Origin of the sequence: Saccharothrix sp. ST-888 (assembly GCF_000955975.1) — a bacterium.
Lineage (GTDB): Bacteria > Actinomycetota > Actinomycetes > Streptomycetales > Streptomycetaceae > Kitasatospora.
The window spans coordinates 211860-232269 of sequence record NZ_JYJF01000002.1; the positions used below are offsets into that span (position 1 = coordinate 211860).

Here is a 20410-nt window from a genome sequence, read left to right on the forward strand (position 1 = left end):
GCCCCCGGGGTGCGGTTACGAGGGGTGTCTCAGAAGAGCTTGAGCTTGTCGTCGTCGATGCCGCGCAGCTCGTCGTAGTCCAGGACGACGCAGCCGATGCCACGGTCGGTGGCGAGCACCCGGGCCTGCGGCTTGATCTCCTGGGCGGCGAAGATGCCCTTCACCGGGGCGAGCAGCGGGTCGCGGTTGAGTAGCTCCAGGTAGCGGGTCAGCTGTTCGACGCCGTCGATCTCGCCGCGCCGCTTGATCTCGACGGCGACCGTGGTGCCGTCGGCATCGCGGCAGAGGATGTCGACCGGGCCGATGGCGGTCGGGTACTCGCGGCGGATCAGCGACCAGCCGGCACCGAGCACCTCCATCCGGTCGGCGAGCAGCTCCTGGAGGTGGGCCTCGACGCCGTCCTTGACCAGACCGGGGTCGACCCCGAGCTCGTGCGAGGAGTCGTGCAGCACTTCTTCCAGGGTGATGATCAACTTCTCGCCGGCCTTGTTGGTGACCGTCCAGGTGCTGTCGGCCTCCTTGAGACTGCACGGCGGCGACATCCAGTTGAGCGGCTTGTAGGCGCGGTCGTCGGCGTGGATGCTGACGCTGCCGTCGGCCTTGACCAGGATCAGCCGGGTCGCGGACGGGAGATGGGCGGAGAGCCGACCGGCATAGTCGACTGAGCAACGGGCAATTACGAGACGCACGGTCGACCACGCTAGCCCACCGAGGCCAGTTGAAGCGATTCCGCGACAGCCGGGTGAAGAAACCCCGGACACGGCGAACCATGGAGTCCGGCACCCGCGCGCCCGTCCTGCGGCAGTTGCCGGTACGGCCGCCCGGGTCCACTCAACGGGGACGGAGATGTGAGATGAACGATCCGATGGGATCCGGCCATTCTGGCCCTCCGGGCTGTTATTCCGGTGCAATGCGGCGGATTCGCCAGCCGCGCTGACAATCGCCTGTCACTCTGTGGTGAGCGGTCGTCGCTCGATCCGGTGGGCCGCCGGGTCGTCCGTCGCACCCCGGGGCCGCCACGGCCCGTCGGAGCGTGATGCGGGCCGTCACGGCCTGAGCATGTGTCAGTTCCCGCGTCGGTTCCTGCAGCACCCAAGCGTCACAGCGTCATTCATGCGCCGGCCCGACCGGAGACCGACCGGCCCGGGGCGGAGCCACCGCGCGCGACCCCGCACCGCCGGGCGTCAGCCGAGCACGGCACGGAACGGCACCATTCGCACCAACCGCACGACCACCGCGGCGGCCGCGCCGTGGTGGACCGCGAGAGGAGAACCCATGTCGCTCGACGTCTCACCGGCCCTGTTGGAGAAGGCCGAGAGAGGAGAGGTCGACGAGCGGGAGTTCGTGGACTGTGTCCGCGTCTCCCTGCCGTACGCCTGGGAGCTGATCAGCTCGCTGGTCGCCCAGGTCAAGGTCGACGGTACCGACTTCGCCGACAACCAGGTACCGCCGCCCAGTGAGCAGGAGCGGGGCCAGCTGCTGCGGGCGATGGCCAGCGACTCGATCCGGGGCGCCCTGCAGCGCCACTTCGGAGTCAAGCTGGCGTTCCAGAACTGCCACCGGGTCGCGGTCTTCACCTCGACCGAGGACAGCGAGGAGCGCTACCGGCGCTTCACCTCCGTCCGGGCCCAGCTGCTCAACCAGTCGCCGGAGCTGCGCGACTGTTGAACCGCGCTGCCGGAGGTCCTGGCAGAGTTTCGGGCGCGGGGACGGTGCGACAGATCCTCCATCCAGGTGGACGGTGGTCCGCACGGCTCCCCGCGCCCTTGCCGTTCAGCCCAGTTGCGGGAGTACCTCGGCGCCGAGGCGGGCGACGTTGTGCAGGGTCGCCGCGCGCTCGCCCGAGCCCTCGGCGAGCAGTGCGAAGCGCCGGATGCCGGTGCGCTCGGCGGTGGCCAGCAGCCGGTCCGCGCAGTGCTTCGGGGTGCCCACCGCGTGCAGGTCGCAGAGCAGTTCGGTGTACTCGTACGGGTCGCGCATCCGCCGCTCCCGCCCGTCCACCGTGCGGTGCGCGCCGAGCCCGTACTCGAACCAGCCGGGCATCGTGCGCAGCAGGCTGTCGCGCGCCGCCGAGGTGCGGTCCTCGACCTGTACCACCCCGGCCGCGACGTGCTCCCGCTCGATCCTGGCGAGCTGCTCCTCACCGCGTCCGCAGGCCCGCCAGGCGGCCCGGTAGGCGGCCAGCATCTGCTGCTTGTCCTCGTCGCCCGAGTGCATGCCGAGCAGCATCGGCAGACCGCGCTCGGCGGCCGTCCGGACACCGTTAGGGGAGGTGCAGGCGACGATCACCGCAGGGCCGCCCTGCGGGTGTGCGCCGGTGCTCACGCCGTCCCGGCGCTGGCGGGGGAAGCGCAGCAGCGCGCCGGTCTCCGGGTCGAGGCCGAGCCAGTCGGCGAGGTCGGGCACCCTGGCCGGCCCGGTGGCGGTGGCGGCCTCGGCGGCCCTGGGCACCACGGCCACCTCGGGGAAGCTGAACTGCGGCCCGTCCGCGCCCACCCGGGAACCGCGCAGCCAGCGCAGCAGCAGGTCGAGGCGCTCGGGGAAGCCCTGCTCGAAGGCGGCCAGCCCGCTGCCGAAAACGTCCAGGTCGATCCAGGGGCCGCCGCGTCCGACCCCGAGGGTGAACCGGCCGCCCGAGATCAGGTGCAGCATCGCGGCCTGCTCGCCGAGGGCCACCGGGTGCGCGGTGGAGAGCACGCTGACCGCCGTGCCGACGCCGATCCGGCGGGTGCGGCCGAGCAGCAGCGCCGCGAGCGTCACGGCGTTCGGGCAGACCCCGTACGGCACGAAGTGGTGCTCGGCCAGCCAGACGCTGTCCAGGCCCGCCCGCTCGGCGGCGACCGCCGTGCCCACGGTGCGTTCCAGCGCCTCGGCGTGGCTCTGGCCGGGGAATTGGGCCGAGAGCAGGAAGGCGCCGACCCGGATCTCGTCGGTGGCCGCCGGGTGCCCGTCCGAGGGCTCGGGGAGGGGACTGCGGGCCGTTCCGGCCGACGGGCAGGTGTCGGGTCGCGGGCTGGTCATGGTCATCGGGTGCCTCCTCGGGTGCCGCAGGGTCTGCGAGCCCCGCCTTGTCACCTCGTGAGTAACCGATGTCATGTGCCAATGGCACGCGGATCCCCGAAATTCGCGGAGGAAGGGGTGGATCTCGGGGGAAACACCGAAGTACCCGTCCTGGCCGTGATAGTGGCGTCTTTGGATGAGTCGGGGAGTTCCGCGGAGCCGTACCCTGGAAGGCCGTGGAACACCCCGGAAGCACACCGAGCCCCGCCGCCGAGAGGTAGTTGACGTGTCGCCCCGCCGTAACCGGATCCCCAGCAGCCGGAGTCAGAGCAGCGCCGAGGAGGCGCCCCCGTCGGTGCCGCTCGGCGGTGCGCTGCGGCGCACCGAGAGCTACGCGGGCGAGGAGTGGGTGGTGCAGACGGTCGCCGGGACGGCGGGGCGCCACTACCGCTGCCCGGGCTGCGACCAGGAGATCCCGCCGGGCGTCGGCCACGTGGTCGCCTGGCCGGGCTACGGCGCCGGGGTGGACGACCGGCGGCACTGGCACCGGGCCTGCTGGAGCGCCCGTGAGCGGCGCACCGCCAACCTCCAGCGCGGACGCGGCGCCCCGCGCTACTGAGGGCCGGGCTACTGAGAGCCCCGCGCTCCTGACCGGCCGGGCGCGGGGCTCGCCCGAGGGCCCCCGGGGGCCGGTCAGGCGTCGCGGTTCTTGAGCACCAGCGCGCCGCCGACCAGGGCCGCCAGGGTCCAGGCCAGGCAGATGAGGAAGCCCGCCCACGGCCCGTACGGCTGGCCGTGCTGCTGGTAGACCAGCAGCATGCGCTGGCCCGCGTAGTCGGGGAAGTAGCGCGCCAGGGTCTTGACCTTCGGGACCGCCGAGAGGATCGGCGAGAGCAGGAAGAAGAACGGCACCAGGACGCCCAGCGCCAGCGTCTGGTTGTGCAGCATCGCGGTGATCCCGGCCGCGAACAGGCAGATCATGGTCAGGTACAGCGCCGCGCCGAGGACCGCGCGCAGCACGTTCGGGGCGCCGACGGTGGTCGCGTGGTCGCCGAGCAGCGACTGGCCGACGAAGAACGTCAGGAAGGCCGTCACCAGCGCGACCGCCAGCGCCAGCGCACCGAGCACCACCGCCTTCGCGGTGAGCAGCGTGCCGCGCTGCGGGACGGCGGCCAGGCTGACCCGGATCATCCCGGTGCTGTACTCGTTGCCGACCGCCAGCACGCCGAAGACGATGATGGCCAGCTCGCCCAGCATGATCCCGGAGAAGGCGGTGCCGGTCGGGTCGAACGGAGTGCGGCCGTTCTCGCCGAACTGCTCGAAGTTGTTGTCGGTCAGGAAGGACAGCAGCGCGCCGAGGCCCAGGGTGACCACGAAGGTCAGCGCCAGGGTCCAGACCGTGGAGCGGACGCTGCGGATCTTCGTCCACTCCGACTGCAGGATCGCGGGGAAGGACGTCATCTCAGTTCGCCTCCTGCCGAGGGGCCTTGGGCTGCCAGGTGGCGCCCCAGGCGCCCGCCGCGTCGCGTCCCTCGCCGTCACCGGCGTGGTACTCCACCGAGTCCGCAGTCATCTGCATGAACGCCTCCTCCAGAGAAGCCTGTTGCGGGCTGAGCTCGTGCAGGACGACGCCGTGCGCGGCGGCCAGCTCGCCGATCCTCGTCGGGTCGCCGTCCACGACCTCGTAGGTGCCCGCGGGGCCGGCCTCGGCGCGCAGGCCCGCCCGGTCGAGGGCGGTCAGCAGCTGCTCCACCTGCGGGGTGCGGATCCGCACGGCGGAGCGGGAGTTCTGTCTGATGAACTCGGGCATCGGCAGGTCGGCCAGCAGCCGGCCCCGGCCGATCACCACCAGGTGGTCGGCGGTCAGCGCCATCTCGCTCATCAGGTGCGAGGAGACGAACACGGTCCGGCCCTCGGCGGCCAGGCTCTTCATCAGGTTGCGGATCCACAGGATGCCCTCGGGGTCGAGCCCGTTGACCGGCTCGTCGAACATCACGATCTCCGGGTCGCCCAGCAGCGCGGAGGCGATGCCCAGGCGCTGGCCCATGCCGAGCGAGAAGCCCCGCGAGCGCTTCCCCGCCACCGGGCTCAGGCCGACCAGGCCGAGTACCTCGTCCACCCGCCTGGGCGGGATGCGGTTGCTCTGGGCGAGCCAGCGCAGGTGGTCGCGGGCGGTGCGGCCGGGGTGGACGGCCTTGGCCTCCAGCAGGGCACCGATGTACTTGAGCGGTTCGCTGAGCTGTCCGTAGTGCTTGCCGTCGATGGTGACCCGGCCGCTGGTCGGCCGGTCGAGGTCGAGGATCATCCGCATCGTGGTGGACTTGCCGGCGCCGTTCGGCCCCAGGAAGCCGGTGACGACCCCCCGTCGCACCTGGAAGCTCAGCCCGTCCACGGCCAGGGTGTCGCCGTAGCGTTTGGTCAGCTCATGCAACTCGATCATGGTCTGCTCCCTCACTCTCCGTGCAGGGTATGACAAATCGGTCATAAGGGTGCGTTGGTCGCGGCGGCTCGGCGCGCCGCTCTACGGTTGCGGTATGACGTTCCCCAGCATCCCGGCCGTTCGCGAGAACGGCACCGGTGTCCCGCTCGTCCTGCTGCACGCCTTCCCGCTCTCGGCCCGGATGTGGGACGCCCAACTGGAGCTGCTACCCGGCCCGAGCGGGGACGAAGCCAGGGTGCTGACGATGGACCAACGCGGCTTCGGCGCCGAGGCGTTGGGCGACGAGGCCCCGTCGCTCGACCTGGTCGCGGACGACGTCGTCCGGCTGCTGGACGCCACCGGGATCGACCGGGCGGTGATCGGCGGCCTGTCCATGGGCGGTTACGTGGCGATGGCCTTCACGCGCCGCCACCCCGACCGCCTGGCCGGCCTGCTGCTCGCCGACACCAAGGCCACCGTCGACGCCGAGCCGGCCCGCGCCAACCGGGAGCGGATCGCCCGGACCGTACTGGCCCGCGACAGTGTGCACCTGCTCGCCGAGGAGAAGATCGAGGAGGGCCTGCTCGGCCCCGCGGCCGATCCCCAACTCGCCGCCCGGGTACGGCGGATGATCGCCGAATCGACCCCGCAGGCGGTCGCCTGGGCGCAGCGCGCGATGGCCGACCGGCCCGACTCGCTCGACGTCCTCGCCGCGGTCACCGTCCCCGCCGCCGTCGTCGTCGGTGAGTTCGACGCCATCACCCCGCTCGCCGAGGCGCGGCTGATGGCCGACGCGCTGGGGGACGCCCAGCTGACGGTCATCCCGAGCGTCGGCCACCTCAGCTCCCTGGAGGCCCCGGAGACGTTCAACGCGGCCGTCCGGGGACTGCTCCGCCGGGTGGGACGCTAGGGCCTGCCCCGGGGCCCTCAGGACACGGGGCGGCGAATCGGAGGGCTGCCCGGCCGGCCGGGTGCGCTTCGTCGCGTCCCGGCGGGGTGGTGCGGCCTGCTCCACGGTGTCCAAGTACGGTCCGGCGCCTTCCGGTTCGAGCGGCTCCCCCGCCCCGGCCATTCGTCCCCCGCCCGAACGTGAACGGCCCCCGCCCATCCGGGCAGGGGCCGCGACGCGTGCGGTGGTGTCAGCGGGACTGCTGGGCCGGGACGCCCAGGGTGTCGTCGGCCGGGAGGGACGCGGCGGCGACGGCCGCACCGGTCAGCGTGGCGAGCATCTCGCGGACGTTGGTGAGCTGGGCGTTGATGGAGTCGCGGCGGTTGGTGAGCGCCGCCAGCTCGCGCTCGGATTCGCTCCGGATCCGGTCGGCCTTGGCGTTGGCGTCGGCCACGATGTCCTCGGACTGGCGCTGGGCCGTCTCCACCGTCTGACGGGCGCGGCGCTCGGCGTCCGTACGGAGCTTCTCGGCCTCCAGGCGGAGCTGCTCCGCGCGGTGCTCGATCTCGGCCAGGCGCTTCTCGGCCTTGGCCTGACGGGCGGCGAGGTCGCGCTCGGACTGCTCGCGGCGCTTGGCCAGGTTGGTCTCGAACTCCAGCGCGGCCTGGGCGGCCTTGGTGCGGGTCTCCTCGAAGAGGGCGTCCGCCTCCTCGCGCTTGTTCTGCGCGTCCTTGTTGGCCTCGGCGCGCAGCTGGGCCGAGTCGTTCTTGGCCTTGTCGACGATCCGCAGGCCCTCGTCCTCGGCCTTCGCCTTGCGGTCCTTGGCGTAGTTCTCCGCCTCGGCGCGGACCTGCTGGGCGGCGGCCTCGGCCAGCTCCCGGTGCTGCTCGGCGGCGCGGTGCGCCTCCTCGCGCAGGTCCTTGGCCTCCTCCTCGGCGAGCCGGAGGATCTTCTCCACCCGGGCGCCGAGACCCGCGTACGAGGGCTCGGCCTCGGTCACCGCGGCCTGGGCGGTCTGCGTCTCCAGGTGCAGCTCCTCGATTCGCTTCTCGAGGGCGCTGATCCGGGCCAATGCACTGTCACGGTCGGCCACCAGCTTGGTGATCCGCTCGTCGACCTGGGCACGTTCGTACCCACGGCGCACCAGGTCGAAGCCGTGAGGGGAGTGACTGTCGCTCATGGGACTTTGGGCTTCCTGTCGTCAGACCGCTGAGGTGGTTGAGGGAATCCTGACACGTTACCGGAGTGTCATCGGCGAAATGCCGATGCTTCGCGGACAATGTCCGCTCAATCGGGTGGTGCGTTTCCGGAGCGATTGCCACCCGAACGGGGAGCACCCACTCCGGCCCTTGCCTTCGAGCCGCTGTCACGGCCACCAGGGCCGGGTTTCTTGCCGTTCGATCCCCCGTTGGCCTTCTCCTGGGGAGCAGGTGAAGGTGCCTCAAACGCCTCCAGAGCTGACAGGACGTCCTGCACCCTGGAAATCTCGGTGTTGATGTCCTTGCGCCGGCGGACCAGTTCCTCCAACTCCCGGCGACCCTGGTCGGTCACGCGCTGAGCCTCGGCCTTGGCCTCGGCGAGCAGCCGCTCCGCCTCCTCCTTGGCCAGGCGCAGCTGTTCGTCCGCACTCTCGTCCGCGCGCTGGAGCCGCTTCTCCGCCTCGCCGGACGCCGCCTCGATCTGCTCCTCGGCCTCGTCCTGCGCGGACTTGAGCGTGCTCTCCGCCTCGGCCCGCAGCTGCTCGGCCTTGGCGGTCGAGTCGGCGAGCTTCTGCTCCGCGCCCTTGATCAGGCTCTCGGCCTTGCGCACGGCGGAGATCCGGACCTTGCTGGCCTCCGCGGACGCCTCCGAGGTGAGCTCGGCCGCCCGCTCCTCCGCCGCCGTGACCAGGCCGACCGCCCGCTCCTCGGCCTCGGCCACGGTGGCGAAAGCCTGCTCCTCGGCCTCGGTCAGCTGCTCCTGAGCGGCCGTCACCAGCGCGTCCACCCGCTCGCCGGCCGACTTCATGGCCTGCGCGTTCTCCTTGCGGGCCCGCTCGTGCAGCGCCTCGATCTCGCTGTCGGTCCGCTCGCGCAGCTCCTCCGCGCGCTCCCGGATCGCGGTGGAGTCCCGGCGGGCCTCGGACAGCAGGGCGTCGGCGTCCGAACGCGCCCGCTCCACCTCGGCCTGCCCGGCCGCCTCACCGGCCGCGACCAGCCGGTCGGCCTCCTTGCGGGCGGCGGCGACCATCGCGTCCGCCTGCTCCTCGGCTGCCGCGGTGGTGGCCAGAGCAGCGGTCTGGGCGTCCTCGGCGAGCGCCTCGGCGTCCGCGAACGCCTTCTCCAGCACCGAGTTGGCCTGATCGCGGGTGGACCTGTCGTACTCCTCGGCGGCCTCGCGGGTCTCCGCGTCGTACGCGTCCGCCCGGCTCCGGGTGGCCGCCTCGTAGTCCTCCGCGAGGGTACGGGTGGCGAGGGCGTACTCCTCGGCCTCGGTGCGCAGCGCGGCCGTGAACTCCTCGGCCTCCGCGATGGCGGCCGCCGCCCGCTCCTCGGCCTCGGCGACGGTCCGGCGGCCCTGGGCCTCGGCCTCCGCCCGGTGCTGCTCGGCCCACTCGTGGGCGCTCTGCCGCTCGGCCCCGGCCTCGGCGCGCAGCTGCTCCTCGTACGCCTGCGCCTCGGCCCGCTGCTGCGAGATCTCCGCAGCAGCGACCTCCCGGTTGTCGGCCAGCTCGGTGGCGGTCCGCTCGCGCAGCTCGGCGACCTCGGCCTCGGCCTGCTCGCGGAGTTCGGCGCTCTCGTGCTCGGCGGTGGCCCGCAGTTCGCGGTCGTACGCCTCAGCCTGCTCGCGCTGCTCGGCGGTCTCGCGGTCGGCGGTGGCCCGCAGTTCGGCGATCTGCTGGGAGGCGGCCTCGTGCAGCCCGGCGACGGACTGGCGGACCTCGGCGGCCTCGTCCTCGGCGGCGCCGACCAGTTGGGCGGCCCGGCGCTCGGCGGCGGTGGTCAGCTGCTCGGCCTCGGCGGCGGCCCCAGCGGCCGTCTCCCGGGCCTCGACGGCGGTCCGCTCGCGCAGTTCGTCGGTCTCGGCCGTGGCCCGCTCGCGGAGCTCGGCCACCTCGGTGTCGGCCTGGGCGCGCAGTTCCTCGGCCTCGCGGCGGAGTTCGGCGGCGTGCTCCTGGGCACGGGCCAGTTCCTCGGCGCCCTCGGTACGCAGCGCCTCGGCGGCGTCCGCCGCCTCCGTGCGGACGGCCTCGGCCGCGCTCGCGGCCTCCGCCCCAAGGGTCCGGGCAGCGCTCTCCGCCTCGGCCAGCTGTTCGGCGGCGTCGGTGCGGGCGGTGGCCAGCGTCTGCTCGGCCTCGGCGCGCAGGTCGGCGGCGGCCTGTGCGGCGGACTCCCGCAGGGCGGTGGTCTCGGCGGCCGTACGCTCCGTCAGCTCGGTGGCCCGGGCCTCGGCGGTCTCCCGGGCGGCGCGGGCGGCGGCGAGCTGCTCGGCGGTCTCCTCGCGCTCGCGCTCGAGCCCGGCGGCGGCGTCGTCGTACGCCCGGCGGCTCTCCTCGCGCAGTGCGGCGGCGGCGGCCTCGGCCTCGCCGCGTTCCCGGCGCGCCCAGCTCTCGGCGTCCGTGCGGTGGGCCTGCGCCCAGTTCTCGGCCTCGGAGCGCTGGGAGTGGGCCCAGTCCTCGGCCTCGGTGCGCAGCGCCTCGGCGGCGTGCGCGGCCTCGGCCCGGACGGCCTTCGCCGCGCGCGCGGTCTCGGTGCGCAGTTCGACGGCGGAGCGTTCGGCCTCGGCCCGTACGGTCTCGGCGTTGTGCGCGGCGTCGGTGCGCAGCGCCTCGGCGGCGGCGACCGCCTCGGTGCGGAGCTTCTCGGCCACGCCGGTGGCCTCGGCCCGGACCCGCTGGTCGTACTCGGCGGCCTCGCGGCGCAGCTCGGCGGTCTCCCGCTCGGCGGCGGCGCGGTTCTCGGCGGCGGCGGCCTTCGCGGCGGCGACGGCCTCCCGGTGGTGCTGCTCGGCGGCGGCGGCGAGCTTGGCGGCCTCGGTACGGGACCGGGCGAGGGTCTGCTCGGCCCGGCCCTGCATCTCGGCGGCCTGCGCCTTGGCCTGCTCGCGGATCTTCTCGACCTCGCCGGCGGCCCCGCCGCGCAGCTCGTCGGCGTCGGACTTGGCCTTGGTGAGGAGTTCCTCGGCCTGCTTGGCGGACTCCTCGATCTGGACCACGGCCTGGCGGCGGGCGTCGTTGCGGACGCGCTCGGCCTCGGCGGCGGCCTGGGCCCGGAGCTCCTCGGCCTCGGCCCGCAGCCGGGCGGCCTCGTCGTGCATCCGCTCCATCTCGCGGCGGATCCCGGCGGCGTCGTCCAGGGCGGCGTTCTGGGCCTGCTCGACGGCGGCCTTGGCCTGCTCGCGGAGCAGCTCGACCTCGGCACCGGCCTCGGTGCGGATCCGCTCGGCCTCGGCGGCGGCCGCCTCGACGGTGGTCCTGGCGTCCTCGGAGGCGCTGGAGAGCACCTCCTCGGCCTGCTTGGCGGCCTTGGACAGCTGGACGGTGGCGTCCTTGGCGGCCTCGGCGCGCCCCTGCTCCAGAGCCTCGGCGCGCAGCGCCTCGGCGGCGGACTCGGCCTGCGCCCGCAGGTCGGCGACCTCGCGCTCGGCCTCGGCGCGCAGCTCGGCGATGGCCGCCTCGGCCTCGGTGCGCAGCTGGGTGGCGACGGATTCGGCGGCGCCGCGCAGGCGCTCGCTCTCCTCGGCGGCGGCGGCCTTGGCAGCCTCGGCCTGGGCGGTGGCGTTGGCGGCCTCCGCCTTGATCAGTTCGGCCTCGCGGCTGGCGGCGGCCACCATCCGGGAGATCTCGGCCTTGGCGGTCTGCGAGCGCTGCTCGTTGGCGGCGTCGCCGTCGGCGGCCTTCTGCTCGGCGGCGGCGACGGCCTCCGCGTGCAGGCGGTTGGCGGCGGCCTCGGCCTGGGCGTGCAGGTCGGCGGCCTCCCGGCGGGCCCGCTCGGCCTCGGTCAGCGCCTCGGCGCGCAGCCGCTCTATCTCCGCCTGGGCCTGGGCCAGGGCGGCCGCGGCCCGCTCCTGGTCGGCGGCGGCGCGCCGCTTGAGCTCGTCGATCTCGGCGTGAGCGGCGGCCAGCTGCTGGCCGGCCTCGCTGGCGGCGCTGTCGCGCAGCTCCTCGGCCTGGGCGCTGGCCTGCTGGGCCTGCTCGGAGGCGGCGCGGAGCAGGCGCTCGGCGTCGTTCTGGGCGCGCAGCAGTGCGGCCTCGGCGGCGGCCTGGGCCTCGCCGCGGGCGGCGTCGACGTCGGCGGCGGTCCGGGCGCGGGCCTGGTCGGCGAGGGCGGCGGCCTCGGCGCGGGCGGCGGCGACCAGGCGGTCGGACTCGGCGCGGGCGTCCTGGAGCAGGCGCTGGGCCTCCTGCTCGGTGCCTGCCCGGGTCTGCTCGGCCCAGCTGACGTTCTCGCTGACGTGCCGCTCGGCGCTGCGGCGGAGCTCGGCGAGCTCGTCGTCGAGCTGGCGGCGGCGGGCGGCGAGCTCGGCTTCGAGCCGGGCGGTGCGCTCGGCGGCCTCGGCCATCAGGCGCTGGGTGGCCGCCTGCGACTCGCGGAGCTGGCGCTCGGCCTCGGCGCGCAACGCCTGCGCCTGCATCTCCGCGGTCTGCAGGATCTGCTCGGCCTGGCCGGAGACGGCGTCGAAGGCGCGCGGCTGGGCGAGTTGCCGTCGGCACTCGTGCAGCTTGGCCCGGAGCACCTCCACCTGGTAGGCGAGGTCCTCGGCATGCTCGATGGACTTGTCCCGCTCCTTGCGAGTCCGCTCCATCTCGGCCTCGAACTGGGAGAGGTGATCGTCACCCTCGTAGCGGTCGTTGCCCCGCACTCCGCGGTCCATCCGTCCCCTGGTCGCGTCCTCGACCCGGTCCGTCCCGTCCCCGTTCCTGCTGGGGACCGGACCGACTGGTCCTTGCTGCCGCGGCGGGTGCCGCGGTCGGAGCCTTCGGCAGGTGGGCGCGCGGAGATCCGCGCTCCGCCGTCCGGGTGGACTCCTGAGCGAACTCTTGCCTAGTGGAGAATGGTGACAGATCCGAACTGTGACTGTTCAGCCCGTGCCCGCGTAGTGGACTCCCCGACAACAGGACCAGCCGTCAGCTGCTCGGCTACTCCCGCCCTTGGCCGTGCCCATTCGGAACCGGTCCTCCCCGGAGCCTCAGTGCACCTGGGCATTGTAGTGTGCGCGGCTCCGGGGGGAACGGGTGCGTGGGTCCTTTCCAAGGTTACTGATGAGTCGTTCAGTGCTCGGTGTGCTCCGAGGGGTGTGCGGAGGTGACCAGTTCGGTCAGCACGCCACCGCAGTCCTTGGGGTGCAGAAAGGTGATCCGGGAGTCCATCGAGCCCCGGCGCGGCTCCTGGTAGAGCACCCGGATGCCCTTCTCCTTGATCGCCGCCGCGTCGCCGTCCACGTCGGCGGTGCCGAAGGCGATGTGGTGCACGCCCTCGCCGTTCTTGGCCAGCCACTTGGCGACCGTGGAGTCCTCCCGGGTGGGCTCCAGCAGCTGGAGGTACGAGGCGCCGCCGTCGTCCGTCTCGTTGATCTTCAGCATCGCCTCGCGCACCCCCTGCTCCTCGTTGACCTCGCTGTGGAAGACCTCGAAGCCGTAGGTGCTGCGGTAGAACTCGACGGTCTTGTCCAGGTCGAAGCAGGCGATGCCGATGTGGTCGATACGGGTCAGCACGGTGGGTCCTCCGAGGGCGGTCGCGGTCAGGTGGCCACCAGTGCAGCGCATCGGGGTTCGGCCGCGCCAGAGCCCGTCGTGCGAGTCTGCTCACACGGCGTACCGGATTCGCGCACCTGCGAAACTTCACCCACGGCGTGCTGACACGGTGTTGACTGGGGAGTGCCAGTGCTGCTGATCACACCGCCGCTGCGGTGACGCACGGGTTACGGGTCAGTACATTGAGCGGCATCCCCACACGCCCCCAGCCTCCGGCCCGGGGGACCCCCACCTGGCCTTGACGCGCGAAGGGGCTCGTCTCATGACTACTTCAGTGATCGTCGCCGGTGCCCGAACCCCGATGGGCCGTCTGCTCGGCTCGCTCAAGGGCTTCTCCGGCGCGGATCTCGGTGGATTCGCCATCAAGGCCGCCGTGGAGCGGGCGGGCATCTCCGCCGAGCAGGTCCAGTACGTGATCATGGGTCAGGTGCTCCAGGCCGGCGCGGGCCAGATCCCGGCCCGGCAGGCGGCCGTCAAGGCCGGCATCCCCATGAACGTGCCCGCGCTGACCATCAACAAGGTCTGCCTGTCGGGTCTGGACGCCATCGCGCTCGCCGACCAGCTGATCCGCGCGGGCGAGTTCGACATCGTGGTGGCCGGCGGCCAGGAGTCCATGACCAACGCCCCGCACCTGCTGCCCAAGTCCCGCGAGGGCTACAAGTACGGCGCGATCGAGCTGCTCGACGCGATGGCCTACGACGGCCTCACCGACGCGTACGAGAACATCCCGATGGGCGAGTCCACCGAGAAGCACAACACCCGCCTGGGGATCGGCCGCGAGGTGCAGGACCAGATCGCCGCCCTCTCCCACCAGCGGGCCGCCGCCGCGCAGAAGAACGGCCTCTTCGAGGCGGAGATCGTCCCCGTCGAGATCCCGCAGCGCAAGGGCGAGCCGGTCCTCTTCAGCCAGGACGAGGGCATCCGCGCCGAGACCACCGTGGAGGGCCTGGCCAAGCTGCGTCCCGCCTTCGCCAAGGACGGCACGATCACCGCCGGCACCTCCTCGCAGATCTCCGACGGCGCCGCCGCCGTGATCGTGATGAGCAAGGCCAAGGCCGAGGAGCTGGGGCTGACCTGGCTGGCCGAGATCGGTGCGCACGGCAACGTGGCCGGTCCCGACAACTCGCTGCAGTCGCAGCCGTCCAACGCCATCAGGCACGCGGTGGCCAAGGAGGGCATCGCGGTCGAGGACCTCGACCTGATCGAGATCAACGAGGCGTTCGCGGCCGTCGCCCACCAGTCGATGAAGGACCTCGGCATCACCGAGGAGAAGGTCAACATCAACGGCGGCGCCATCGCCCTCGGCCACCCGATCGGCATGTCCGGCGCCCGGATCGTGCTGCACCTGGCGCTCGAACTGCAGCGCCGCGGCGGCGGGGTGGGCGCGGCGGCGCTGTGCGGCGGCGGCGGCCAGGGCGATGCCCTGATCGTCAGGGTTCCGCAGGCCTGACCGTCCGACGTAGCGTCGGGGCTGTCGGCCGGCACCAGTGGCCGGCGGCCCCGCCTGCCTGCGGCCACCCGCCAGCGGCGGACCCGTGGCCGAGGTCGTGATCGAGGAGCAGACACTGATGGTCGATGTGCCGACGCTGGTCGAACAGGCCCGGGAGGGCCGGCCGCGCGCCGTCGCCCGGCTGATCACGCTGGTGGAGAACGCCGCTCCCCAGCTGCGCGAGGCGATGGCCGCCCTCGCCCCGTACACCGGGCAGGCGTACACGGTCGGGCTGACCGGCTCGCCCGGGGTGGGCAAGTCCACCTCCACCTCCGCGCTGGTCTCCGCCTACCGGCGGCTCGGCAAGCGGGTCGGAGTGCTGGCGGTCGACCCCTCCTCGCCGTTCTCCGGCGGGGCGCTGCTCGGCGACCGGGTGCGGATGCAGGAGCACGCCACCGACCCCGAGGTGTTCATCCGCTCGATGGCCACCCGGGGCCACCTCGGCGGCCTCTCCTGGGCCGCCCCGCAGGCCCTGCGGGTGCTGGACGGTGCCGGGTGCGAGGTCATCCTGGTGGAGACGGTGGGCGTCGGCCAGTCCGAGGTGGAGATCGCCGCGCAGGCGGACACCTCGGTGGTCCTGCTGGCTCCCGGCATGGGTGACGGCATCCAGGCCGCCAAGGCCGGGATCCTGGAGATCGGCGACGTCTTCGTGGTCAACAAGGCCGACCGGGACGGTGCGGACGCCACCGCCCGGGAGCTCAACCACATGCTCGGCCTCGGCGAGGCCCGGGAGCCCGGTGACTGGCGGCCGCCGATCGTCAAGACCGTCGCAGCTCGTGGCGAGGGCGTGGACGAGCTGGTCGAGGCGCTGGAGAAGCACCGCGCCTGGCTGGCCGAGACCGGTGAGCTGGCCGTCCGGCGCCGCCGCCGGGCCGCCGACGAGATCGAGGCCATCGCGCTGGCCGCGCTCCGGGCCCGGATCGGCGACCTGCACGGCGACCGGCACCTGGACGCGCTCGCCGAACGGGTCGCGGCCGGCCGGCTCGACCCGTACGGAGCGGCCGATCAGCTGGTCTCGGGGCTGACGGGCGCCTGAGCCCGCCGGGGCCGTCCCGAAGCGCGGGCCGCCGGGCGGGTCAGGCCCGGCCGCGCAGGGCGCGGAGGTGTTCGGCGATCGGGGCGAGCGCGGCGTACATCGCGTCGATCTGCTCGGGGCTGAGCCGGTCGATGAAGTGGTGGCGCACGCTGCGGACGTGGTCCGGGGCGACCTTCTGCATGGTCTCCCAGCCCAGTTCGGTCAGGTGCGCGTAGAGGCCGCGGCGGTCGCCGGGACAGTCCTGGCGGAGCACCAGGCCGGCGCTCTCCATCCGGGTGATCTGGTGCGAGAGCCGGCTCTTGGACTGGAGGGTGGCGGTGGCCAGGTCGGTCATCCGCATCCGCCGGTCGGGGGACTCGGAGAGGACGACCAGGATCTCGTAGTCGTTGCTGGCCAGGTTGTGCGGCTGGAGTTCGCGACCCAGCTGGTAGTCCAGGAGCTTGGCCACCTCCAGATGGGCACGCCAGAACTGCTGCTCCTTGGCGGAGAGCCAGGGGGTCTCCTCCTCACCGAGGGGGGAGGAGGAGACCGCGGTGTCGGCGCTGTGCATGTCCATGGGACAAGCATAACCGAGGTTGTTAAATGTTGTACAAACTTATAAGTACTCTTAGAAGTGCTGGGGGTCAGAGCCCGAACCGTCGGCCCAGGTCACCGAGGTTGCCCAGGTTGCCCAGTCCGGGGATGTTGGGCAGCTGCTGCCCGCCGTGTCCGGGCTGCTGCGGCACCCCGCCGCCGGGGACCCCGGGCTCGCTCGCCACCACGCCCACCGAGCGCTCGGCCATCAGCGTCTCGCTGGACTGCAGCAGGACCTGCCCGGCCCCGATGAACTCGAACTGGTGCTCCTCGCCGGAGGCCCCGCCGATTCCGGTCAGGTGCCGGATGCCACCGAGCACCCCGTGCAGGTAGCTGTGGTCGTAGTGGTGGCAGGGGGCCGGACAGTCCGCCCACCCGACCAGCGCCTGCGGGTCGACCCGGATCGGCGGCTCCACGAAGTGCACCGGGCCGTTGGAGGCGGCGACGAACTTGCCGGTGCCGATCAGGGTGAGGAACCCGGGGATGATCGACTGCTTGAGGGCCAGCGTGGGCTCGAAGGCCAGCAGGTTGCCGGAACGGACCGTCAGGTTGCCGTTCTCCAGGTCGTAGGAGTTCAGGTCGAACGCCCGGTCGGCCAGCAGCAGCTTGCCCCGGCCCTCGGCCACCACCCAGTCGGAGGCGTGCAGCGGGGAGTTGAAGTTCTGCTCCAGCACCCGGTCGAGCACGCCCCGGCCGATGCCGGAGAAGCGGATGTCGCCGTAGTAGGCGATCATCTTCCCCTTCTGCAGGTAGTACGGACCGTTGAGGTCCACCGAGAAGGCGTACGGGTTGACGTTGTCGTTGACCGGCAGGCTGTGCACGTCGTGCACCACCGGGCCGCTGCCGTCGTGCTGCGGCAGCGGCGCCCCCGGCGGTGCGGGCGGCATCGGCGGCAGCTGCATGCCGGGCTGGGTCGGCTGGTACGACTGCTGGTACTGCTGGTCGGAGTAGGGCTGCTGCGGATACGGCTGCTGCTGGTAGGGCTGCTGCGGGTACGGCTGCTGTCCGTAGGGCTGCTGGGGAGGGTAGGACATCAGAGCTTCTCCTCGCTCGCCTGCACGAACACCGTGCCGTGTCCGGACAGCTCCAGCTGGAACGCCTCGCCGGAGCCGCGTCCGATCATGTCGCGCCAGCCGAGTGCGGAGGACAGCTTGTTGCGGACGTCGCCGCGGTGCGCCACGTACGCCTGCGGGTCCACGTGCACCGGCTGGCCCTGGACGATGGGCAGCTCGATCACGCCGCCGTGGGCCATCACCGCGACCGAGCCCTGGCCGGTCAGCTGGGTGGTGAACAGGCCCTGGCCGGTCACCTGGCCGCGCACGATGCCCATCACACCGCCCTGGGCGCCCATGAACATGGTGGACTGCTGGAGCGAGCCCTCGAAGGCGAGCAGCCGGTCGGCCTCCACGTAGAGGGTGTCGCCGGCCAGGTCGATCAGGTGGACGTGGTGGCCGCCGTGGCCGAACATCACGCTGCCCTGGCCCTCGACGGTCATCAGCGGGGTGTCCTCGTTGGCCACCCGGCGTCCGATCATCGACATCACGCCGCCCTGGCCGCCCGTCAGGTTGGGCTTGAAGGTGACGTCGCCGGTGTAGGCGATCATCGCGCCACGCTGGCTGAACAGCCGCTGGCCGGGGAGGACCCGGGCCTCGACCATCTTGTTGTTGATCTTCGTGAAGGGCATCAGACGTCCCCTCCGAAGGTCGTCTTCTCGGAGGGCTGGACGTAGACCAGGCCCTCGCCGGTGAACTCGACCTGCATCGCCTCGCCGCCGCCCTCGCCGATCAGTGTGGTCCAGCCGGCACCCGACTTCAGGTGCCGGCTGAGGTTGCCGGTGTGCGCGACGTACGCCCCCGGGTCCACCCGCAGCGGGGTGCCCTGGGTGACCCGCAGGATTATCGCCGGGCCGTTGGAGGTGAGCGCCGCCCAGCCGCTGCCCTCGACCTTGGTGGTGAACAGGCCGTTGCCCGAGGCCATCCCGTTGAGACCGGTGAAGCTGGTGCCCGTGTGCAGCGAGGCCTCGGTGCAGAGCAGGTTGTCCGACTCGACGTACAGCGTCTCGCCGTTCAGGCGCACCAGGCTGACCTCGGTCGCCTGGTCGGCGAAGTAACAGGTGCCCTGCCCCTTCACCTCCATGACCGTCATCTGCTCGCCCGTCAGGCGGCGGGCGACCATGCCGCGCAGGCCGTCACCGCCGCCGGTGAGCTTCTTGAAGTTCATCTGGCCGGTGTACGCGACCATCGAGCCGTTACGGGCCTTCACCGAGTCGCCCGCCATGTCTACGGCGAGCACCCTGGAGCCCTGAAGTCGAAACTGTGCCACCGCCCGAATGTAGCGGTCGCGGGCTTCTCGGGTCAGCAGGCGCCGGTGAACTGGTACGCAGCTGGGACGAAACGGAGATTCGGACCGACCGGCAGATGGGGAGCGGCGTCGCCCCATCTGCCGGTCGGTCTCAGACCGCCGCGTGCGCCGCCCCGGCCGACTCCTCGACCTCCAGCAGCGAGGCCGAGTGCCGCTCCGCCTCGAACGCCACCACACCGCCGCGCAGCCCGAACAGCCGCTTGGAGAGCAGGATCCACAGCACCGCGAGGATGTTCAGCGCCAGGGTGCAGATCTTCAGCACGCTGACGTGCTCGGTCAGCTCGTACACCTCCAGCGGGAGGAAGGCGGCGGTGGCCACCACGGTCAGGTACTCGGCCCAGCGGCGGCCCAGCCAGAGGCCGTACGCCTCGACGATCTCGATCAGCGCGTACGCCAGCAGCGCGCCCGCGACGATCAGCAGGGTGCTGTGCTTGTAGTCGAACGTCTTGCGGATGGTGTCCACGATGGGGGAGTGCTCGAGGTCCCAGTGGAAGTGGTCCGTGACCGGCTTGAAGACGGTCAGGTTCTCGTTGAACAGGTCCTTCACGGCGTCCTGGCTGTTGGAGAACTTCCACACCGCCCAGGCGACCAGGACGATCAGTATGCCGCGCAGCAGCCGCTCGATCGCCAGGAAGCGGATGATGAACAGGTCGCGCAGCGCCTTGCCGCGCGGCACCAGCGGCGCCTCGTCGGCCGGGCCCGAGCCGTGCGGCGCGCCGAGGGCGAAGTCCCCGCAGCGCAGGCAGCGCCAGGCCTCGCCGAGCGCGGTCTGCGCCTGCAGCCGGGTGCGCAGGGCGGGCTCGGTGGGGGCGTAGGTGGTGTGGCCGCGCCGGGAGCAGGTCCGGCGGTTCCAGTCGATGGTGAACAAGGTCTTTCCCCCGCGGTCTTCGCCGGCCTGACCGTCAGGCCGTGCGGCAGCAGGATAGGACCTCGGAGCGACGGCGGGGGCACGCCCCCGTGGGGGTGCGCCCCGAGGGCTCACCCCGCCCGGGGTCCGGCTGTCGGGTCGGTGATAATGGGCTGGCGGCTTGTGCGTCTGTTCACAAGCCCGCCCGCCGACCCCCGATTCATGAGGTATCCATCGTGAAGAGCAGCGCCGTCCACCGCCTGCGCCTTGTCTCCGGCCCCGAGGGCCTCTCCTTCCTGCTGCTGCTGGTCTGCTCGGTGCTGAAGCGGACCACCAGCTTCAACGCCGTGCCGGTGATGGGCATGGTCCACGGCGTGCTCTTCATCCTGTACGTGGTCTTCCTGGTGCTCGCCGCGCAGCAGCAGCGCTGGCCGGCCAAGCGCAGCGCGCTGCTCTTCGTCCTGTCGGTGCTCCCGACCGGCGGCTTCTTCGCCGAGCGGATACTGGCCAAGGAGGAGCGCGGCGAGGCGGCCGTGCCCGCCACCGCCTGACGCCTGACGTCGGAGGTCTGACGACTGACACAGCCGGGCCCCTCTCCCGCGGGAGAGGGGCCCGGCTGCGCTGTCGGCTCGTGGTGGGGGCGTCAGTTGACGTTCACGGCCGTCCAGGCGGCCGCGACCGCCTTGTACTCGGCGGAGTTGGTGCCGCCGTACAGGTCGGAGGCGGCCTTCAGGGTGCCGGTGCGGGCGGACTTGTAGTCGGTGGTGGAGGTGAAGTAGGTGGTCAGCGCGCGGTACCAGATCTGCAGGGCCTTGTCGCGGCCGATGCCGGTGACGGCGGCGCCGTTGGAGGTGGGGGAGTTGTAGCTGACCCCGTTGATCACCTTCGCGCCGCTGCCCTCGGACAGCAGGTAGAAGAAGTGGTTGGCGACGCCGGACGAGTAGTGGACGTCCAGGTTGCCGACGCCGGAGGACCAGTAGTCGGCGGAGCCGCCGTCCTTGGACGGCTTGTCCATGTAGCGGAGCGGCGTGCCGTCCCCGTTGATGTTGATCAGCTCGCCGAT

General features: G+C 72.4%; 19 protein-coding genes. 6 read left to right on the top strand and 13 right to left on the bottom strand.

What is annotated here, in order from left to right:
• Window positions 1–29: 29 nt before the first annotated feature.
• Window positions 30–689, bottom strand: a complete 660-nt coding sequence (gene nucS / locus UK12_RS02315; protein ID WP_045298820.1) for an endonuclease NucS — start codon at window positions 687–689, stop codon at window positions 30–32.
• A gap of 586 nt (window positions 690–1275) precedes the next feature.
• Here nucS and UK12_RS02320 point away from each other — a divergent pair.
• Window positions 1276–1668 (top strand): SCO5389 family protein, encoded by a 393-nt coding sequence (locus tag UK12_RS02320; protein WP_045298822.1) that lies wholly within the window; start codon window positions 1276–1278, stop codon window positions 1666–1668.
• Window positions 1669–1773: 105 nt separating this feature from the next.
• Here the strand turns inward: UK12_RS02320 and UK12_RS02325 are convergent, their stop codons facing one another.
• The gene (locus tag UK12_RS02325) at window positions 1774–3027 is read right to left on the bottom strand and encodes an LLM class flavin-dependent oxidoreductase (protein ID WP_197084475.1); all 1254 of its coding nucleotides are present in this window, start codon (window positions 3025–3027) and stop codon (window positions 1774–1776) included.
• Between the two features lie 259 nt (window positions 3028–3286).
• Here UK12_RS02325 and UK12_RS02330 point away from each other — a divergent pair, with 259 nt between their 5' ends.
• Window positions 3287–3619 carry a hypothetical protein gene (locus UK12_RS02330; RefSeq protein WP_045298824.1) on the top strand — a complete coding sequence of 111 codons (333 nt, stop codon included), beginning with the start codon at window positions 3287–3289 and terminating at the stop codon, window positions 3617–3619.
• Between the two features lie 74 nt (window positions 3620–3693).
• Here the strand turns inward: UK12_RS02330 and UK12_RS02335 are convergent, their stop codons facing one another.
• Both UK12_RS02335 and UK12_RS02340 read right to left on the bottom strand, forming a co-directional pair.
• Window positions 3694–4461 carry an ABC transporter permease subunit gene (locus UK12_RS02335; protein WP_045298826.1) on the bottom strand — a complete coding sequence of 256 codons (768 nt, stop codon included), beginning with the start codon at window positions 4459–4461 and terminating at the stop codon, window positions 3694–3696.
• A gap of 1 nt (window position 4462) precedes the next feature.
• On the bottom strand, window positions 4463–5440 hold the full coding sequence (locus UK12_RS02340) for an ABC transporter ATP-binding protein (RefSeq protein ID WP_045298828.1): 978 nt from the start codon (window positions 5438–5440) through the stop codon (window positions 4463–4465).
• Window positions 5441–5534: 94 nt separating this feature from the next.
• On the opposite strand from UK12_RS02340, the gene UK12_RS02345 reads away from it, so the two are divergent.
• Window positions 5535–6329, top strand: coding sequence for an alpha/beta fold hydrolase (locus tag UK12_RS02345; protein WP_045298830.1), 795 nt, complete (start codon window positions 5535–5537; stop codon window positions 6327–6329).
• Between the two features lie 229 nt (window positions 6330–6558).
• On the opposite strand, the gene UK12_RS02350 is transcribed toward UK12_RS02345, so the two are convergent.
• From UK12_RS02350 to mce, 3 genes are all read right to left on the bottom strand, one after another.
• A complete protein-coding gene (locus UK12_RS02350; protein ID WP_045298832.1) occupies window positions 6559–7488 on the bottom strand; it encodes a cellulose-binding protein in 930 nt (309 codons plus the stop codon).
• Between the two features lie 107 nt (window positions 7489–7595).
• Entirely contained in the window at window positions 7596–12161 is a 4566-nt protein-coding gene (locus UK12_RS02355; RefSeq protein WP_052681370.1) for a hypothetical protein, read from the bottom strand.
• Between the two features lie 397 nt (window positions 12162–12558).
• Window positions 12559–13002, bottom strand: coding sequence for a methylmalonyl-CoA epimerase (mce, locus tag UK12_RS02360; protein ID WP_045298834.1), 444 nt, complete (start codon window positions 13000–13002; stop codon window positions 12559–12561).
• 301 nt (window positions 13003–13303) lie between these two features.
• On the opposite strand from mce, the gene UK12_RS02365 reads away from it, so the two are divergent.
• Both UK12_RS02365 and meaB read left to right on the top strand, forming a co-directional pair.
• Complete coding sequence (locus UK12_RS02365) at window positions 13304–14491, top strand: acetyl-CoA C-acetyltransferase (protein ID WP_045298836.1); 1188 nt, start codon at window positions 13304–13306, stop codon at window positions 14489–14491.
• Between the two features lie 118 nt (window positions 14492–14609).
• Window positions 14610–15566: a methylmalonyl Co-A mutase-associated GTPase MeaB gene (gene meaB, locus UK12_RS02370; protein ID WP_045298936.1), complete on the top strand. Its 957-nt coding sequence runs from the start codon at window positions 14610–14612 to the stop codon at window positions 15564–15566.
• Between the two features lie 40 nt (window positions 15567–15606).
• On the opposite strand, the gene UK12_RS02375 is transcribed toward meaB, so the two are convergent.
• From UK12_RS02375 to UK12_RS02395, 5 genes are all read right to left on the bottom strand, one after another.
• Window positions 15607–16122, bottom strand: a complete 516-nt coding sequence (locus tag UK12_RS02375) for a MarR family winged helix-turn-helix transcriptional regulator (RefSeq protein ID WP_082119229.1) — start codon at window positions 16120–16122, stop codon at window positions 15607–15609.
• Window positions 16123–16189: 67 nt separating this feature from the next.
• Window positions 16190–17173: an AIM24 family protein gene (locus tag UK12_RS02380; RefSeq protein ID WP_197084477.1), complete on the bottom strand. Its 984-nt coding sequence runs from the start codon at window positions 17171–17173 to the stop codon at window positions 16190–16192.
• Window positions 17173–17823 (bottom strand): AIM24 family protein, encoded by a 651-nt coding sequence (locus UK12_RS02385; protein ID WP_045298840.1) that lies wholly within the window; start codon window positions 17821–17823, stop codon window positions 17173–17175. The genes UK12_RS02380 and UK12_RS02385 overlap by 1 nt, the downstream gene beginning before the upstream one ends.
• Entirely contained in the window at window positions 17823–18461 is a 639-nt protein-coding gene (locus UK12_RS02390; RefSeq protein ID WP_231591000.1) for an AIM24 family protein, read from the bottom strand. Before UK12_RS02390 ends, UK12_RS02385 begins: the two co-directional genes overlap by 1 nt.
• Window positions 18462–18591: 130 nt before the next feature.
• A complete protein-coding gene (locus UK12_RS02395; RefSeq protein ID WP_156178489.1) occupies window positions 18592–19368 on the bottom strand; it encodes a DUF2127 domain-containing protein in 777 nt (258 codons plus the stop codon).
• Window positions 19369–19583: 215 nt separating this feature from the next.
• Here UK12_RS02395 and UK12_RS02400 point away from each other — a divergent pair, with 215 nt between their 5' ends.
• Window positions 19584–19898, top strand: coding sequence for a DUF3817 domain-containing protein (locus UK12_RS02400; protein ID WP_156178490.1), 315 nt, complete (start codon window positions 19584–19586; stop codon window positions 19896–19898).
• A 92-nt stretch (window positions 19899–19990) separates the two neighbouring features.
• Here UK12_RS02400 and UK12_RS02405 read toward each other — a convergent pair.
• The coding region (locus UK12_RS02405) for a peptidase M4 family protein (protein WP_045298844.1) at window positions 19991–20410 on the bottom strand (420 nt) is incomplete at its 5' end.

Bases quoted from the DNA above. Each gene is read 5' to 3' on its own strand.
- UK12_RS02380 (WP_197084477.1), bottom strand. From the start codon at position 17,173: ATGTCCTACCCTCCCCAGCAGCCCTACGGACAGCAGCCGTACCCGCAG.
- UK12_RS02385 (WP_045298840.1), bottom strand. From the start codon at position 17,823: ATGCCCTTCACGAAGATCAACAACAAGATGGTCGAGGCCCGGGTCCTC.
- UK12_RS02325 (WP_197084475.1), bottom strand. From the start codon at position 3,027: ATGACCATGACCAGCCCGCGACCCGACACCTGCCCGTCGGCCGGAACG.
- UK12_RS02320 (WP_045298822.1), top strand. From the start codon at position 1,276: ATGTCGCTCGACGTCTCACCGGCCCTGTTGGAGAAGGCCGAGAGAGGA.
- UK12_RS02375 (WP_082119229.1), bottom strand. From the start codon at position 16,122: ATGGACATGCACAGCGCCGACACCGCGGTCTCCTCCTCCCCCCTCGGT.
- UK12_RS02335 (WP_045298826.1), bottom strand. From the start codon at position 4,461: ATGACGTCCTTCCCCGCGATCCTGCAGTCGGAGTGGACGAAGATCCGC.
- UK12_RS02365 (WP_045298836.1), top strand. From the start codon at position 13,304: ATGACTACTTCAGTGATCGTCGCCGGTGCCCGAACCCCGATGGGCCGT.
- UK12_RS02345 (WP_045298830.1), top strand. From the start codon at position 5,535: ATGACGTTCCCCAGCATCCCGGCCGTTCGCGAGAACGGCACCGGTGTC.
- UK12_RS02355 (WP_052681370.1), bottom strand. From the start codon at position 12,161: ATGGACCGCGGAGTGCGGGGCAACGACCGCTACGAGGGTGACGATCAC.
- meaB (WP_045298936.1), top strand. From the start codon at position 14,610: ATGGTCGATGTGCCGACGCTGGTCGAACAGGCCCGGGAGGGCCGGCCG.
- UK12_RS02350 (WP_045298832.1), bottom strand. From the start codon at position 7,488: ATGAGCGACAGTCACTCCCCTCACGGCTTCGACCTGGTGCGCCGTGGG.
- UK12_RS02340 (WP_045298828.1), bottom strand. From the start codon at position 5,440: ATGATCGAGTTGCATGAGCTGACCAAACGCTACGGCGACACCCTGGCC.